This is a genomic window from Pectobacterium versatile, from assembly GCF_020166435.1.
GTDB lineage: Bacteria > Pseudomonadota > Gammaproteobacteria > Enterobacterales > Enterobacteriaceae > Pectobacterium > Pectobacterium versatile.
The window spans coordinates 133,672-150,595 of the sequence record NZ_JAINZP010000007.1; the positions used below are offsets into that span (position 1 = coordinate 133,672).

General features: G+C 50.1%; 15 protein-coding genes. 4 read left to right on the forward strand and 11 right to left on the reverse strand.

The window, feature by feature from the left end; translation table 11 throughout:
* Positions 1-185: 185 nt before the first annotated feature.
* Together fumA and K7X24_RS10765 are read right to left on the reverse strand one after the other, a co-directional pair.
* Positions 186-1,829, reverse strand: a complete 1,644-nt coding sequence (gene fumA / locus K7X24_RS10760) for a class I fumarate hydratase FumA (RefSeq protein ID WP_103861307.1) — start codon at positions 1,827-1,829, stop codon at positions 186-188.
* Positions 1,830-2,324: 495 nt separating this feature from the next.
* Complete coding sequence (locus K7X24_RS10765) at positions 2,325-3,203, reverse strand: LysR family transcriptional regulator (protein ID WP_224554839.1); 879 nt, start codon at positions 3,201-3,203, stop codon at positions 2,325-2,327.
* A 193-nt stretch (positions 3,204-3,396) separates the two neighbouring features.
* Between K7X24_RS10765 and K7X24_RS10770 the strand changes: the two genes are divergently transcribed.
* Positions 3,397-3,867 (forward strand): multidrug/biocide efflux PACE transporter, encoded by a 471-nt coding sequence (locus K7X24_RS10770; protein WP_224554841.1) that lies wholly within the window; start codon positions 3,397-3,399, stop codon positions 3,865-3,867.
* A gap of 202 nt (positions 3,868-4,069) precedes the next feature.
* Here the strand turns inward: K7X24_RS10770 and K7X24_RS10775 are convergent, their stop codons facing one another.
* Positions 4,070-5,062, reverse strand: coding sequence for an EamA family transporter (locus K7X24_RS10775; protein ID WP_224554843.1), 993 nt, complete (start codon positions 5,060-5,062; stop codon positions 4,070-4,072).
* 69 nt (positions 5,063-5,131) lie between these two features.
* On the opposite strand from K7X24_RS10775, the gene K7X24_RS10780 reads away from it, so the two are divergent.
* On the forward strand, positions 5,132-5,587 hold the full coding sequence (locus K7X24_RS10780) for an Lrp/AsnC family transcriptional regulator (RefSeq protein ID WP_039484962.1): 456 nt from the start codon (positions 5,132-5,134) through the stop codon (positions 5,585-5,587).
* Positions 5,588-5,722: 135 nt separating this feature from the next.
* Positions 5,723-6,379 (forward strand): DNA oxidative demethylase AlkB, encoded by a 657-nt coding sequence (alkB, locus tag K7X24_RS10785; protein WP_224554845.1) that lies wholly within the window; start codon positions 5,723-5,725, stop codon positions 6,377-6,379.
* A 172-nt stretch (positions 6,380-6,551) separates the two neighbouring features.
* Here alkB and K7X24_RS10790 read toward each other — a convergent pair whose 3' ends face one another.
* The 6 genes from K7X24_RS10790 to K7X24_RS10815 form a co-directional block, all read right to left on the reverse strand.
* Complete coding sequence (locus K7X24_RS10790; protein WP_224554847.1) at positions 6,552-8,081, reverse strand: FAD-dependent oxidoreductase; 1,530 nt, start codon at positions 8,079-8,081, stop codon at positions 6,552-6,554.
* A 41-nt stretch (positions 8,082-8,122) separates the two neighbouring features.
* Complete coding sequence (locus K7X24_RS10795) at positions 8,123-8,470, reverse strand: FMN-binding protein (RefSeq protein ID WP_224554849.1); 348 nt, start codon at positions 8,468-8,470, stop codon at positions 8,123-8,125.
* A 65-nt stretch (positions 8,471-8,535) separates the two neighbouring features.
* Positions 8,536-9,912 carry an MFS transporter gene (locus tag K7X24_RS10800; RefSeq protein ID WP_224554851.1) on the reverse strand — a complete coding sequence of 459 codons (1,377 nt, stop codon included), beginning with the start codon at positions 9,910-9,912 and terminating at the stop codon, positions 8,536-8,538.
* Positions 9,913-10,875, reverse strand: coding sequence for a cytochrome c nitrite reductase subunit NrfD (nrfD, locus tag K7X24_RS10805; protein WP_224554853.1), 963 nt, complete (start codon positions 10,873-10,875; stop codon positions 9,913-9,915).
* A complete protein-coding gene (locus tag K7X24_RS10810) occupies positions 10,868-11,566 on the reverse strand; it encodes a 4Fe-4S dicluster domain-containing protein (protein ID WP_103861297.1) in 699 nt (232 codons plus the stop codon). Before K7X24_RS10810 ends, nrfD begins: the two co-directional genes overlap by 8 nt.
* A gap of 542 nt (positions 11,567-12,108) precedes the next feature.
* Positions 12,109-13,074 carry an alpha/beta hydrolase gene (locus K7X24_RS10815; RefSeq protein ID WP_224554855.1) on the reverse strand — a complete coding sequence of 322 codons (966 nt, stop codon included), beginning with the start codon at positions 13,072-13,074 and terminating at the stop codon, positions 12,109-12,111.
* Between the two features lie 542 nt (positions 13,075-13,616).
* Between K7X24_RS10815 and K7X24_RS10820 the strand changes: the two genes are divergently transcribed.
* Complete coding sequence (locus K7X24_RS10820; protein WP_224554856.1) at positions 13,617-14,519, forward strand: LysR family transcriptional regulator; 903 nt, start codon at positions 13,617-13,619, stop codon at positions 14,517-14,519.
* A gap of 157 nt (positions 14,520-14,676) precedes the next feature.
* Here K7X24_RS10820 and K7X24_RS10825 read toward each other — a convergent pair whose 3' ends face one another.
* Entirely contained in the window at positions 14,677-14,937 is a 261-nt protein-coding gene (locus tag K7X24_RS10825; RefSeq protein ID WP_103160955.1) for a bacteriocin immunity protein, read from the reverse strand.
* A gap of 9 nt (positions 14,938-14,946) precedes the next feature.
* Positions 14,947-16,656, reverse strand: a complete 1,710-nt coding sequence (locus K7X24_RS10830) for an S-type pyocin domain-containing protein (RefSeq protein WP_224554858.1) — start codon at positions 16,654-16,656, stop codon at positions 14,947-14,949.
* Positions 16,657-16,924: the final 268 nt, after the last annotated feature.

The window sequence follows — 16,924 nt, forward strand, 5'->3', positions numbered from 1 at the left end:
GTAGGTCGTAGACAAACCTATTTACCGAACGAAAACGGGAGTAACGGAATAGAAGAGTAAAGCGTTTGCGCCAGGGATGGCGCAAGCCGAGCGCACAGGGATGTGTTTACAGCGACTTTACGATCTATCCGTTACTCTCGCTCGGTGAGCGTTGGCGGCTAATATCTAACCGCCGTAGGACTTCCTTAACCGCATTTCACGCACTTGGCGCTCTGAATCACCTGGAAGAAATCGTTGCCTTTATCATCGACCAGAATAAAGGCTGGGAAATCTTCTACTTCGATTTTCCAGATGGCTTCCATACCCAGTTCTGGGTACTCAACGCAGGTCAGGCTCTTGATGCTGTTCTGCGCCAGAATCGCTGCCGGGCCGCCGATGCTGCCGAGGTAGAAGCCACCGTGTTTATGGCACGCGTCGGTCACCTGCTGACTGCGGTTGCCTTTCGCTAGCATGATCATGCTGCCGCCGTTGGCTTGCAGTAAATCGACGTAGGAATCCATGCGGCCAGCGGTGGTCGGGCCTAACGAGCCGGACGGGTAGCCTTCTGGCGTTTTCGCCGGACCCGCATAGTAAATCGGGTGATCTTTGATGTACTGCGGCAGGCCTTCGCCGTTATCCAGACGTTCCTTCAGCTTGGCGTGAGCAATGTCACGGCCCACGATGATGGTGCCGGTCAGAGAAAGACGGGTGGATACCGGATACTGCGACAGCGTTTTCAGGATCTCGGCCATCGGACGGTTCAGGTCGATTTTAACCGCATCGCCTTCGCCCGTTTCGCGCAGGTGCTCAGGGATATATTTGCCCGGATTCTGCTCTAACTGCTCCAGCCAGACGCCTTTGCGGTTGATCTTGCCTTTGATGTTACGGTCAGCGGAACAGGACACGCCCATACCGACGGGGCAAGATGCGCCGTGGCGCGGCAGGCGGATAATTCGTACGTCGTGTGCAAAGTATTTCCCGCCAAACTGCGCGCCGAGACCCAGATCGCGCGCGGCTTCCAGAATCTCCTGCTCCAGCGCGACATCGCGGAACGCCTGACCGTGCTCGTTGCCCTCGGTCGGCAGTTCGTCGTAGTACTTGGTCGACGCCAGCTTAACGGTTTTCAGCGTGGTTTCTGCCGAGGTGCCGCCAATGACAAACGCGATGTGATACGGCGGACAGGCCGCGGTACCCAGCGAGCGCATTTTCTCGATCAGGAAGCTTTTCAGTTTACCCGGCGTCAGCAGTGCTTTGGTTTCCTGATACAGATACGTCTTGTTGGCTGAACCGCCGCCTTTGGTGACGAACAGGAATTTATAGTCTTCACCTTCGGTACTGTAGAGGTCAATCTGCGCGGGCAGGTTGGTGCCGGTGTTGACCTCTTGGTACATATCCAGCGCGGCGTTTTGCGAATAGCGCAGATTGTCTTCAATGAACGTGTTGTACACGCCTTTGGACAGCGCTTCGGCATCATTACCGCCAGTCCAGACGTTCTGGCCTTTTTTACCGACGATGATCGCCGTACCCGTGTCCTGACAGGTCGGCAGGATGCCTTTGGCGGAAATTTCTGAGTTGCGCAGGAATTGCAGGGCAACGTATTTATCGTTTTCGCTGGCTTCGGGGTCGTGAAGAATATCGGCAACTTGCTGCTGGTGAGCGGGGCGGAGCATGAAAGAAGCATCGTGGAAGGCTTGCTGTGCCAGAAGGGTCAATGCGGCTGGCTCGATCTTCAGGATGTCCTGGCCTTCAAATTGTGCGACAGAGACAAAATCGCTGCTCAACAGGCGATATTCGGTGTCATCTTTACTGAGTGGAAAAGGATCTTGGTAATAGAAGGGTTTATTCGACATTTTTTTCTCACTTGCAATTGCATTAATTAGTCAATTCTGACCTTTATAGGATCCAACGTCTTATTATTAAGGTAAGGCGTATTACCGTAGCACTACAGGGATGTCTCGAATACAAAAGTAGTAATCGCCATAATAGTATGGTTTTTTGTCGGGAAGTACCACTTTGGTACATCACAATAATAATGATGTCGTGCATTATTTTCTCTGTGACAGACGTGCGAAACCGCCGCGTGGCCTGGGTTTCCCTGTGCAGGCAACACAAGAAAATGCTCATGGTTTAGCGTGAAAATATTTCTCTTTTAATTGGCTTAATTAAGTAAAGTAAATGGCGGAATTAAAAACAATAACCATTTAATTTTTAATGTTATTCATTGGTGATATAAAGAAACCGTTATTGGTTTTTTATCACTTCATGAAAAAACAGATCGAGCACAAAAGCCACGGAGCGGTGGCCGATGTGATGACTGATGTGGTTTTACCAACGCAGCGGCGCAGTTAGGGTGGTGTACTCTCTTGCTGGGCAAGGAGATTGTCGATCATCCACAGTCCTGCCGGACCGGGTGGGTGGGGTTTGGACCAGACAACGTCCACGTCAATCCACTGCGGCCAGCCCGCAACAGGCAGCTCCACCAACTTCTGCCGATCGTATTGCGCCACCAGCCAGCGTGGCAGAATGCTCCAGCCGTGCCCCTGCTGTGCCATTTCCAATAACATAAGGTAGGACGGCGCAGACCAGACGATCCCTTCCGGTTGCAGCCGGTCGCTGCGTTTATAGGTATTGAGATAGAGCTGGCGAACCGTCGCCAACTGGCTGCGCGTCACAGTTTTTTCCGTTGTGAGCGGATGGGCTGCCGACACAAAAATGGCCATTTCGGTTTTGACTTGCAAACGCGCGGCGGCAATATCGGGCGGGTAATCCGCCTGAGTACGAACTAGCCCGACATGCGCACGGTTCGTTTGCAGCAGATCGATCACATCATCGCCTTCCGCAATCAGACATTCAAATTCAATATCGGGAAAATGATGGGCGAAACGTTGAATGACGGGCTCGTAGTGGGTCGCTTGCCAGATGTCGGACAACACAAATGTCAGACGAGGTTCAATATGATCGGCCAGACGGATCGCCAGTTCATCCAGCGCTTCGCTGGCGGATAAAATCGCCTGTACGTGGGAAAGCACTTTTCTGCCCGCTAGCGTGAGCACCGGTTGGTGACCGGATCGATCAAACAGCGTCAGCCCCAGATCGGCTTCCAGATTAGCGATAGCCGCGCTGATGGTGGACTGACTTTTGTGCAGTCGCCGTGCGGCGGCAGAAAACGAGCCTGCATCAACGGTAGTTATAAACGCTAGCAATGATTCTGGTGAATATCGCATTGTGTCTCTATCGCTTTTATCTATGGAATCTAACTTCATTCTATCATCTTACTCGATGAAAATGAGGCGGTGACACAATGCCATCCATGGTCATGGCAAAAAATCGTAGAAAGATTTTTGCGGTCGCCTTGGCAGGTGTACATCTGCCACACAAAATGACCAGTAATACGCAGTCAATAAAAGTGAATGTGCTATGCAAAATAAAACTAGCAAAACGTTACGTGAACGCCTGGGCCATGCGGTGGGCTTTGAGCTGATCGCGTTGATGATCTGTGCGCCAGCGGGCGCCTGGCTGCTGAATAAGTCGCTCTTCGATATGGGCGCACTGGCAATTATGCTGTCCAGCGTCGCGATGATCTGGAATATGATCTACAACTCGATATTTGATCGCCTATGGCCGGTAGATCGCGTTAAGCGCCGACTGCCGGTTCGTATTGCTCACGCGCTGGGGTTTGAAGGCGGCTTTATATTGATTGGTCTGCCGCTGGCGGCGTGGATGCTGAACGTTACGCTGTGGCAGGCGCTGATGGTGGAGATCGGCTTCTTCCTGTTCTTCCTGCCGTACACCGTGGTGTATAACTGGGCCTACGATACGCTGCGGGAACGCATTGTGAACCGCCGCCGCCATGTGCAGCAGGTGTCTGCCAATTCCCGCCTGCGCTAATCCCGATGTTTACCGGTGTGTCAGTTTGACGCTCTGATTCGCCGGTAGCTCAAGCAATCGCCACAAATACCATGAGGTAAGCATAGGGTAACGTTCTCGGTGTGGCGCTGTCTGATGGCGACAATCGCCGATCTTTTCGAACTGGCTGGCTCAGCGGGTATGATATACTGTTGCCATCACAATGAGTTTTTTTGTTTTTTACTCATTTATTTTGCTCCCTCTTCGATTGTGCACAAAGCGTTGTTCCCATACAGGCAGCGGTAATTGCCAGTATGCCGCTACATTGAGCAAGGCTGAGTTTTTCGCCTAATATAAAAAATCCAGACAACGCACTGACTGCGGGCGATGCGCTCATCAGAATTCCAAAGGTGTTGCTGGATAAGCGGTGCAGCGCATAAATATCCAGTAAAAACGGTAGTGCACTCGACATAATGGCAATTAAAAAACCGAGCATGAAAATATCGGGAATTAAAAGTGCAAAACCTCCCTGATAAATACCGATGGGTACGATAAACAGCGACGCAAAGACTGTGCCAGCTGCAACGCCACGACTACCAAATTCTGCCGCCTTGCCACCAACCCGGACATAAATTCCCCAGCAAAAAGCAGCGGCGATGACGTAGGCGATTCCGCGTGGATCGAGGGGGCCATTCTGACTGCCTAGCGGCAGTAGTAGAAGTCCAAGAAGAGCAAAGCCGATCCATGCCAAATCTGATTTTTGGCGTGAGGCTAGCACTGCGACGGTGAGTGGCCCCAATACTTCAATTGAAATGGCAATGCCCACGGGAATGTATTGGAATGACATATAGATGAGGATGTTCATTGCCCCCATCATCACGCCGTAGGTGGCGAGGGTACTCCATCCCTTTTTGTCAGTCCGTAATGTCCAAGGCTTAAATACAACAGCGAGCAACAGCATGGCGATACCCACTCTTAGTGCCGACATGCCAAGTGGCCCCACCACGGAAAAGGCGCTTTTGGCAAAAGCCGCGCCAGTCTGGATCGAAATAAGCGAAACAAAAACCGCCAGTAGCGGCAGGTGAGTAGATTTATTCATTATGGTGTCGCTATTTTTAGCTAAAAAAGAAATAAAGCGGCAAATATGCAAAAAAACGTCTATCGCTTTTGCCGCCATCATAGGGATCGTTGACGCGTAAATTTTACCAATGACAGGGTGAGGAATGTGTGCAAACATCTTCATAGAAACCATTAAAATTGGCGTAAAGCGGCAAATTAGATTTTTTTTTGAAGGAAACGGCCAAGCATGAAATTAGACGCTATCGACCGCCGTATCCTTGCGGCCTTGGTCAACAATGGCAGAATGACGACGGCAGAGGTGGCAGAACGCATCGGGCTTTCGCCTACGCCCTGTGGAAGGCGTATACGGCAGATGGAAATGGCTGGGGTGATTGAGGGGTATTCCGTAAAGCTGAATCCTGGCGCACTGGGTCTGGGGATTTGCGTTCTCATCTCGGTTAAATTGTCACGTCCAAATCCCGAAGCGCATCGCGAGTTTGTGAGCGCGGTATCAGGCATGAAGGAAGTAACCGAATGCATGCTTGTGACCGGAGAGAGTGATTACATGCTGAGGGTATGGGTAAAGGATATGAACACGCTGGCGGACTTTGTCCCTACCGTGCTTCAGGGGATACCCTGTGTCGCAGAAACCTCCACGACCCTAGTGATGAAACATATTGGCGGAACGCCGCTGATACCCTAGTGATATGAGCGAAAACCCAACAAGACGCACGCGGTAGGCATAAATTTATAAGGGGATACTTTCAGGTATCCTCTCCACTGTGGAGACTAACGATGCACGGCTTCAGGTTGCGTATTCACCCAAGGATTCGTTATCGTGAATTTTGATTTATTTGCCGATGAAGCGCCGCGTTGCTGGACGGAAACGCTGGCACCGGGCGCAGTTATCCTGCGCGGTCGCGCCTATGACGATGCCTCGGCGTTGCTTGCGGCACTGAACGCCGTCACTGCGCGTGCGCCGTTGCGGAATATGGTCACGCCGGGCGGCTTTGTGATGTCGGTGGCGATGAGCAACTGCGGGCCGCTTGGCTGGGTAACAGATGAACGCGGCTATCGCTACACCGCGCAGGATCCATTAAGCGGAGAGCCGTGGCCTGCCATGCCAGAGGCTTTTTCCCGACTGGCGAAGCTGGTGGCAAGCGAAGCCGATTTTGCTGATTTTGAACCGGATGCCTGCCTGATCAACCGCTATGATGTCGGCACGCGCATGTCTCTGCATCAGGATAAAAACGAGCGGGATTTCCGTCAGCCTATCGTGTCCGTCTCGCTGGGGCTTAGCGCGACGTTCCTGTTTGGCGGCATGGCGCGTAGCGATAAAACGCAGCGTGTTCCGCTGACGCATGGCGATGTGGTGGTCTGGGGCGGTGAATCGCGGCTCTATTTCCACGGCATTCTGCCGTTGAAAAGCGGCAGCGTGCCGGAAGGGATGTCCGACGAATGCCGTTTTAATCTGACATTTCGTAAAGCGGGATAAGAGGAATGACCAGCCTGTATTGAGCAATACAGGCTGTCTTAGATAATGCTGGTCATGTAAGCCCGCTGTTAGGGGAAACACAGGGGGAGGTTCCCGTAGGGAGGCCTCACCCCTGTGGCCGCCCCGTGTATCTCGATGCTCAAACGAGCGACATCAGGCTTAAGGGCGGAGCTTATTTCTTGCTGAACTTCATATAATCAAGCGCACTTTCTGCCGCGATACGACCCGAGTTGAGCGCAAAGCCAAACGTGCCGCCGCCTAACAGCAGGTCATAGGTGTCGCCATACATGCCAGCAGCATCATTACCCGTAACGTACAGACCCGGAATGACCTCGCCGGATTTATCTATCGCCTGCATTTTCTCATCAATCTTCACGCCGCCGAGTGTACCCAGCGCGGCGGGCTGCATTCTCACCGCATAGAACGGGCCGTTTTTTATCGGACGCAGGTAATCCATGTTTTTGTTGAACACCTCATCCCGCTTTTGCGTCGCAAATTTGTTATTTTCTTCCAGCGTATTCTTCAGCACGCTGGCATCAACGCCCATCTCTTTCGCCAGCCCGTCAATGGTGGCGGATTTGAAGACGAAGCCGCGATTTTTCTGACTTTCCTTGGTAAATTCGCTATCAAATTTAGTCAGCTTGGTATTGGCGATCACCCATTCGCCAATCGGTACATCAATGCCGTCTTCGACGTAATGCTTACGGGATGTTTCGTCAAAAATGGAATACATGATGCCGCCCGCTTTGGACAGTGCATTGCCGGAATGTGGCCAGATGATGACGTTGGATTCATCGGTAAAGCGGCGGCCGTGTTGGTCAACCCACAGATAGGGCTGACGCGCGGCGGCCAGCAGGTGAGAGTTGGGCGCGTAGTCTGGCAGGCCGGGGCGATAGGCTTGCAGGAGACCCAAGCCGTCCGGTTTGGCACCGGCTTTCCAGGCCATATTGATACCGTCGCCGTCTTTACCGACGTTACCTACCATAATGGTATCGGGGAAGGCGGCGTATTTTTGCAGCATCTCTTTGTTGTTGGCATAGCCACCGGTCGCGATGATGACGGCCTTGGCGTCTATCTGGACGGTGTTGCCTTCGCTATCTTGTGCGATGACGCCTGTGACTTTGCCGTCTTTCACGACCAGATCTTTACCCGCTGTCTTCACCAGCGTGGTGACATCCATCGTTTTAAACTGCTCGTGGAATGTCTTGATCAGGTGGCGTCCGTGGCCGGGGCCGTCGATCACATGCCAGGTCAGCATACCGCCAGGGCCGCCGGGGCCGATGTATTCAAACTTGATGCCTTTCGACTTCACCCATTCAATCGTATCCGCCGAGCGGTTGACGAAGGCACGCACCACGAAGGGATTGGCCATCCAGTGGCTGTACTCCATGATGGTCTTAAAGGCCATATCCGGCGTGACCACAATCCCCTGACGTTTCTGCATGCTGCTGTTGGCGGCGAAGATGCCTTCGGCAAAGTTACCCGTGCCGCCAACTATCGGTTGTTTTTCCAGTAAGACGATTTTCGCCCCTTTCTCTGCGGCGGCCATTGTTGCCGATGTGCCTGCCGCACCCGCGCCGATAATAACGATATCCACGCTTTTCGGGATTTCCGGTTTTGCCGCGTCCGCCGCCTGTGCGGTAGACCAGCTCATCATCGAGAGGCAGAGCGTCGCGAGTACACTTTTTCTGAAGCGTTTCATGATGTTTTCCTTAATGTTATTAGTATTCTTACAACACGGTATTAATTCGCCTTAGCCTGCGAGTACGCGTCTTCCGCGGCTTCTTGCACCGCGCCACTGGTCATCGTGGCACCGGACACGCCATCAACCTGGATGCTCTGCTTTTCGGTCATGGCTTTTGCGAGTTCTATTGCCGCTTCCCCACCGACTTCTGGTGTCTCTTCCGGGGCATTAATTGTCGATTTGAGGACTTTCCCCTGCGCATCGATATCAAGCGTGACGGTGACATCGCCGCCGATACCCTGTCTGGCGGCAGAATAGGTGCCAGCTTTAAAATTTCCTTCTTGTGCGACCGCGTTTCCCATTGTGAATAACAGGCAGAGTGGAAGGATTCCTAAGCAGATTTTCATATCAATAGTTCCAGTAGTTTTTGAATGAATACGGTGAATAGCCACGTTATTTCCCATAAATAAAGCTATCTCCCATGAATAAAGTGATAACCGTCGTCGTTATTGAGGTGCCTGAATATCAGGCAGCAAAGGGGTAAGCCAATGCCGAGTAATAAAAACAACAGGCTGAAATGATTAAGGTTGAAGAGGATTTCAAACTGAGAAAGAAAACGTAATATCGGAAATGTCAGCGTCATACTGAGCATGACGGAAAGTAATTGGCTAATGGTTAGCAGATTATTACCGCTGTGGTACGTGCTGTTATTTAGATTACTAAAGGCCAGCGTACTTTCTGCTGAGTATAAGGTCGAAATCAGCACGCCTAACATCATGGCGATGATGCCGATGAGCAGCATCGATTTCTCTTGCACGGCAACACTCAAGGCGAGAATACACAGCGACGTGACGCTGGTTGTCAGCATCAATAGCCGACGGTAGCCAATACGCTTGACCAATGGCTCGAACAGCAGTTTTGACAGCAGCGCACCGCTGGAAAAAAGCAGCAGAATCAGGCTGGTTTCCGCAGGTTTGCAGGCCAGCGTTGTTTGCAGCATTAACGAAAGCACGACGGGCGTTGATGCCAGTAGTGTTCGCGTCGCGATGCCGCCAATAACGCCGACAGAAAAGGTTCTGATGCCAAACAGGGCGCGAGGGAATAATGCCGTCTCTGTAATGAGATGCTGCCGATAATAAATGAATACCAAGCCCAGCGTGCTGCAAGACAGGAATAGCATGACGAACGTTGGCAAGATATTTTTCGTGGCGGTGGTTAACATGAAGGCCACGAGAAATAACATCAAAATGGGAAAAGCGACTTCATAGGCACCCGTTCGGGTTGTCTCTTTTATGGCAGCAACAGGAATATATCGAGTTGCCAGAAAAAAGCAGAGTAAAGCCAGCGGGATATTAACGAGGAAAATAGCCTGCCACGAGAGTAAGCTAACCAGAATATTGCCGAAAACGGGGCCGATTAGGGTGCCGAGTAATCCCAATAAGGTCACCCGATTCAGGAAGCGTAATTTCAGCTTCTGCGGCGTGGTTCGCAAGATGACGGTTCTGATGATGGGCAGCATGAGCGCACCGCCGATGCCTTGTATAAAGCGGAAAACGCTTAAGCTGCCGAGTGTGGTTGCCGTCATGCACAGCAGCGAGCCGAGCGTGAAAATGGCAATCGCAATCTGGTAGGTTTTCCGTTCCCCTAGCCGTTCCGCCAGCCAGCTATTGGCCGGCGTAAACGCGACGACCGTGACAATGTAGGAGATCACGATCGTTTCCATATGCAACACCGGCTGGTGTAGCGACTGCGCGATGGCAGGAATGGCGACATACACCATGGTGGTATCCAGGGATTGCATGAAAAAGGTGGCAGAAGCAATCCAGAATAAGACCCATGACGTGTTCATTCAGGCCACCGTCATTTGTCCGGCATAAAGCACGAACAGTCGTAGCAGGAACACACCGAACAGGCTCATGGCCGCTAACGTAATCAACTGGCCTTTGCCGGAATGAGTGGAAGGCTTGCGCACCTGATTGGCAATGAATGGGATCACAATACCGATGCCGATAATGCCAATCCAGAATACACCGCCCCAGAAACCCGACAGTGCGGTCTGTGCGGCGACAACCTTTTGCCCGCCGCCAAGCAGCAGCCCGATAAAGAATGCGAACAGCAGGAGCAGTTCGGCATACACCACTGGGGTTTCCACGCGGTGGATGAAATGCAGGGAGCGTGGATTCTCCGATGTATTACGGCCCCATGCACTGGCCAGCAGCATGACGGCAATGCCGGAGGTGGTGCCGGATACCAGAAACAGGACGGGCAGAACGGGGTTATTCAACAGCGGGAATGATTTCAGCGCGGACAGCAGGAAACCGGTATAGCAACCGAGCAGGACTGCCAGCACCAACAACAGGTTTTCAATCACCGCCGCCTTTTTGACGATCATCGTCGTTAACTTACGCGCTCGAGCAGCCAGTGCGGGCCGGTGCCAGACGGTCTCAAGATGCGTCAGCCACCCATCATGATAAAGCGTGATGAGCCATAACAGCATCACGACGAAATACACCTGAAAGAGCATCACACCAAGCGACATGATGGAGGGCGGGTTGTAAAAGACCATCAAATACCAAAAGGTAAAGGGTTTGGTCAGGTGTAAAATCAGAATTCCCAGCCCGAGGATCACGGCGAGCGGTGCGACGATAGCCGTGGCTTTGATGACGCGATTACTGCCGTGATATTCGGTAGGAACGTAGTGCCTGATGAGCAGAGACAGCGACACCATTCCCGCGGAAATGCCAACCAGAAGAAGATAAACGGCGATGGGCCAATCCCATACCAGCGTGTCGAATGTGAAGGCATTATGCATTGTCGATTTCTCCTCGTTTCCCCGGCATACGGTAGAGCTGGGGTTCAGTGCCCAAATAGACCTTGGAGCGGTAGGTCGCGTTGCTCGCGATCATCTTGGCAATGTTGCTTTCAGGGTCGTTGAGATCGCCAAATACCAACGCTTTAGTGGGGCAGATTTCGACGCAGGCGGGCTGCTTCCCGGCGGCCAGATTGGTTTCCCTGCAAAAATTGCATTTGTCCGCCGTTTTCGTGACGGGATTGATGAAACGCACATGGTAAGGACACGCGGCAATACAGTAGCGGCAGCCCACGCAGCGTTTATCGTTCACATCAACAATGCCGGTGAGCGCATCTTTGAAGGAGGCTCCGGTCGGGCAGACGGCAACACAGGGCGGATTCTCACAGTGCTGGCAGGACTTACGGAAAAATTGCTTGATGGCGCGCGTTTTCTCGACGGCGGGAATGTCGACGGTTTGCAGTATGTCCAGCCGGGTTACGCCATCAGGAACGCTATTCGTCTCTTTGCAGGCCTTGATACAGGCTTTGCAGCCGATACAGCGCATTTCGTTATGCAATAAGCCATATTTAATGGCTACTTTACCCAGCGTTTTTTCTGGCTCATTTTGCGCTTGTGCAAGACCGATATTTCCACTAACGGCAATCGCACTTCCCATATAGGCAATAAAACGACGGCGAGATAATTCTTCCATATCATAAATCTTCACATTGAGGTGATAGCCATGCGAATACCCTAAGATGTCATAGACATTATTAATGTCGTCATCGTGTTAATATTTCGCAGTGTGGCGCTAATAGAAAATAGCGGTCCATCATTACGATGGAAATAATAAATAAGCCACGTTGTTATTGTGGTTTTATTGGAGCATGGGAATAAAAAGCCAAATGTGCGCTTGGTCACGTTTATTTTTTTGTATATCCGTATATAACAAATACCGATTTGTTATAAATGACATTTTGTTGTGCTATTTATTTAGAAGATGATTTTTTATAAGTTTCTCCTTTTAGTGGGATGCGTTTCTGCTAGGGTTTTTTATCAGGTTATTTTTCAGAGAAAGATAAATGTGAAGAATTGATGTGTATCAGATTACGCATTTTTTTAGGCGAGGATAAAAGGGTGATGAATGGATAGGTCTCTTTTTCTGCAACAAATAAAAACGTTAGTGCTTATTTTACACTAACGTTTATGCAACATAAATAATAAGAAATCTATTCTATAGATTTTAAACTAGCATCAGGGTTTTAGGTGCTTATCAAGAAAGCGCACGGTAATTTGCATGATGTCCGGTTGCAGCCAATGCGGCCCACCGTGCTCTGCGCCTTTAACGCTGTAGTAGGTGGATTCGATATTTTTCTCCGTCAGAGCCTGATGCAGTCTCTCAGTCTGACGTGGAGAAACCGAGGTATCGTTTGTGCCGTGCATAATCAGGAACGGCGGCGTGGTGCCGCTGATAAAGTTAATCGGGTTTGCCGCAGCCGCTTTTTCGGGGGAGCGGGTAATCGCGCCGCCTTCATTAAATACTGCGGTGCCGTTGACCCAGATAGCTTCTGTCGCGGAAGGCGAGGTGTGTTTCTGAACGACATCATCAGGGAATCCTTCACCGACGAGCGTCAGATCGGATAAGCCATAGAAATCAATAACAGCCTGGACATCGCTGCTTTGGTCGAGATTATCGCCTTTATCGTAGGCTTGTGAGCCATTGGTCACCCCGGAAAATGCCGCCAGATACCCTCCCGCCGATGAACCGAAAACCGCGGCATGTTGGCCGTCAATACCGAACTTTTTCGCATTAGCGCGCAGATAGCGAATGGCGGATTTGACATCTTCCAGCGGCGAGGGGAAAAGGACGGTAGGAGCGACGCGGTATTCCATACTGGCAACGACATAACCCGCTTCGGCAAGGCTAAGGCGCTGTTGTAGATAATTATCTTTATTGGCGTTAATGAATCCGCCGCCGGTAATGAATAACACGACGGGAAGTGCTGTTTTTGCTTCAGGCTGAAGGATATCCATTTTTAATGCGACGTTAGGGTAGCCGCGCATCGATACCTGAGAATAAACGACGTCAGAGATTAACTTCACCGAGGTGGTTTCCTGCTTTACGGTGATTTCATGTTGGTTCTGTGCTGCATTGATTGCGGTAGAACTCATCATCGTGAGTGAAGCTAATACTATTTTGGCTGTTTTCGGATAGTGCATACTTTCAGTCCTTTGTTAGAAGCATGTAAATTAGTGAGGTTTGTGAAGAACGATGTCATGTTGTGAAAATAATATTAAAAAATCTTTAATGATATGAGGTGTACTGTCTTAAGGTGATGAATTATATCCTCCTTGATAATAAGTTGACTATATCTGTCATTAACGCTATTTCTCATTAATTAAATGTGCATCTAATCACATTTGATTATTTACAGGTCCCTATAATTGTTATTACAGGTGGTTATACTCGTCATACTTCAAGTTGCATGTGCGTTGGCTGCGTTTAGTCACCCGAATCACTTACTTGAGTAAGCTCATCGGGATGAAATGAGAGACGTCCTGTCTCTCACCGAAGGCCAGCCGTTGGCTGGTCAAATTCGTTCCCGACGAATTTGTCCTTCACTTGCCGCGTTATTCGGCCTTATGGCCTCACCCCTTTGGGGTCAGCGCAAGCGCTGTTCAAAAACGCCTTGCCGTTTTTGTCCTGAAACTCGAATTATTTAGAGTATATAAATGAGACAGTTGATGCGTAATATAAAACAATGTTTAGCATAAAGCGTGTGATTTATTATCAGGAGCTCATCCGGGTTGGGAGTTTCACTAAAGCGGCGAAGGCGCTGAATATCTCTCAGGCTTTTTTGTCGCAGGAGATCGCACGGCTGGAACTTGAAACGGAAAGAAAACTGATTAACCGAACCACCCGGCAGTTTTCTCTGACGCCATTCGGGGAGATCTTTGCTGACAAAATTCAGGGGATGATTAAAGAGCATTATGAGCTGGAACAGTTCGTCAGCAGCTATGAGGAAAGCACGGATGGCGCGTTACTGGTTGGCGTGATCCCGATTTTTAACCGTCTGGCTCACTACAACATGTTTAACCTGTTTCAGAAGGCCTATCCCAATATCGATATCTCTTTCATTGACGGCGTAAGCACCGATTTACTGGAAAGGGTGCGCAATGGCGAGATCCACCTGTCTTTCTCGACGCCTTTTGATGAGTACCTGACCGATCCGTTGTTTCATCACACCATTTGTCAGATCGATGACATTGTTGCGGTGATGGCAAGGTCGCACCCGCTTGCCGACAGTAAGATGCTTAGCTTGCCGCAGCTGGTAAAAGAAAAGCTGATCGTGCCGCAGAAAGGGACGGGGGAACATGCCGCTGTTTCCGAATCCTTCACTCGACAGGGCATCAACCCCAGCTACTTTCGCGAATGCAGCAATATGGACATCATTATGGATCTGGTGATCAACCTGTCCGGCGTGGTCTTCCTCTGTTCGTCTGTCGCCAAAAGCCTGACCGCTTACGACGTCGCGGTGATTCCGCTGGAAGAGCAACTGAAAAGGACTTTCGCCATTAGCTATCTGAAACGCAGCACGAACATTCCCATGGTGCGCCTGTTTCTGGATTTCCTGCAAGATTACAACAGCAAGCCCGTTCGGTAGGCATTTTCCTTGTTTGGAAGGTGCAGATCGCCTGATAGTTGGCCCCTCGATTGGCTTAGGCTGAACGTTTTTTAATCACGCAGCAAGAGGGTTGTGGTATTTTTTTATCTATACAAATCAGTCAGATTCATAATCCATGTGTAGTAGCCAGGCTACGCTACTTTGAATCTTTAAATAGCGGAAGTCCTTGGGATTTTCTCCATTCAACGATAGTGTTCAGAATGCCCTCCGGGGAATCATCTTCACCCTCATTAGGGTAATAGATAACATCTGAAACTGTTGGATATCCGGTGATGTTAATCAAATGCTCCATTAAAGAATCTTGATATTCATCCCCTCCATTGGCGTCACATATTTCAGTAATCAGGCTAAGAAATTCATCTTTCGTATATTCTGAGAATTTGTTTTTTAACTTCATAACTATCACCTACCGAATAGAGTGAATGCTGACATGATTTTTTGGGGTTGTAATTCTAATGTTATCAACATTATATACATCCCCACCTTCTGATACTAATTCCACATGATGTAATTCAAACGAACGCCGCTTTCCTGCCTGTTCTGTCGTAATCGTTCGAGGCGAAAGTCCTTTTTTCATTCTGCTTATATTATTCCTGCTGAATTGAACCATTAATTCAGGACACTCTGCCACGGCTAACCAAAATGCTTCCCTAAAATCATCAAAGCGTTCAAATTTTTGATCTCTCAGCTTATCTGCAACCTGAACAGGCACTGGCGCGCCTAATCCTGAACTGGCGGATTCCAGCCATTTACCTTCACTACTCAATACCTCACCTTTTCCTGTTACGGTGCCGGGTTTATCCCGCGCTGATTGCAGATAAACATAGATTGGTTTTATCTCTGACCCATCAGGGAATACTAAGATCCAGTCATTAAAACCATGCTCATCTATTGCAGGAAACGGTAGCGTGGTCGTTTCTATTTCATCCTCGGGGATAGGGTAGATCAGGATGGTTGGTTGACTTATGGGGTTTACCGGGTTTCCGGTATCCGTTACAGGCTCTGATCCATCAGGCTTTTTTGGTGTCCATGTGATGGTCGGGCCATCTAAGCCGGGCGCTGGTGTGAAGGTATAGCCCTGAATCTTCGCATCCCACACCATGTTGGCAACGCGAACGCCTTCATAGCGTGTTCCTTCCCCCGTATGAACACCATATACCTGCATCTTGCCATGAATATCAGGACGCCAGAAAAACCGGACGCGTGTTGTTGCCGTTTCGCCCGCCCAGCCTTTACGCCGTAGCTCATCTTCCAGCCAGTGTTCATCTCGTCCTGGAACCTTATCACTGCCTTTCCCCGCAGACGGGATATAGAGCGCGGAGGCTAATGCGCCAATATACGGCACACTTCTTGCCGCACTCAGCACGCCACCTAGAGACCATTCTCCCCAGACTTGTGTCATGACTCCCGTCGCGGCCAGTAAGCCGACATCTGCACTGGCGACAGGCTCTTGCTGTTTCTCTGTGACTACCGGGTCGATAAGCGGTTTGGCAATGGGGACTGGGGAAAGCGTTTTGTCATCAGCAGCGACCAACAAATCAAACAGGGTCTTATACCAGGGTTCTTGTGGGAGAGGTTTGGGAGGAGGTGGCTTGGGTGAAGATGTTGCGGTTTCTGATACCGCTGTTTTCTTCTTCGTAGCCTGTGCATGTTGCACAACTTCATGCGTATTACTTGCAGAATGATAATCATAGCCACAGCAATCGTCTTGTTCGGGCTGAGCAAACAGCACCATGTCCCCGAAATTTTTGACTGGCTCTTTTTCCGTCCTTGCATCAATACAACCTTTATCCTGTAAACAAGATTTGGCGTAAACAGGAGGAACGGTCAGCATTGGTGTTAATGCCAGCAACGGTGCATGGCTTAATACTGCCTGTTTAGCACAGTCCTGAACCGGAGATTGATAAGGTGTATCACCAATAATAACGTTGCCACTGCCGGAAATAATCACACCACCACAATTGATGCTATCTCCAATACGCGCAGCAGGCTTGCCGTTAATAATAACGCTGGATGAGCCTTCGGCTATTTTTCGGGAATGGAGACCATGCGGCGCATTGGGGCAGGGGCAATCATGAAGTAGAACTGCATCGCCTTTACGGGCAGCACCCGGCATCGTCATTTTCCTTTGACAGTAAAACAATCCTTTTGATAGCTGAATGTTGGGCGTTTTTTATGGGGGATTCAATACCGGAACCGCTACCAGCCTCGCATATAGTGGCGCGAGCATTGACCGCACAAGCTGCCGCCTACCTTTTATCTCTCCACGTTCTGCTCCCCCGACGCACTCCGGTTTTTCTTCCCGCTCTTCATGAATTTTAGATAAATGTTGCAGATGTGAATAAATGTGAGGCGATTCAAATTATCTCGATTAATATACTTGT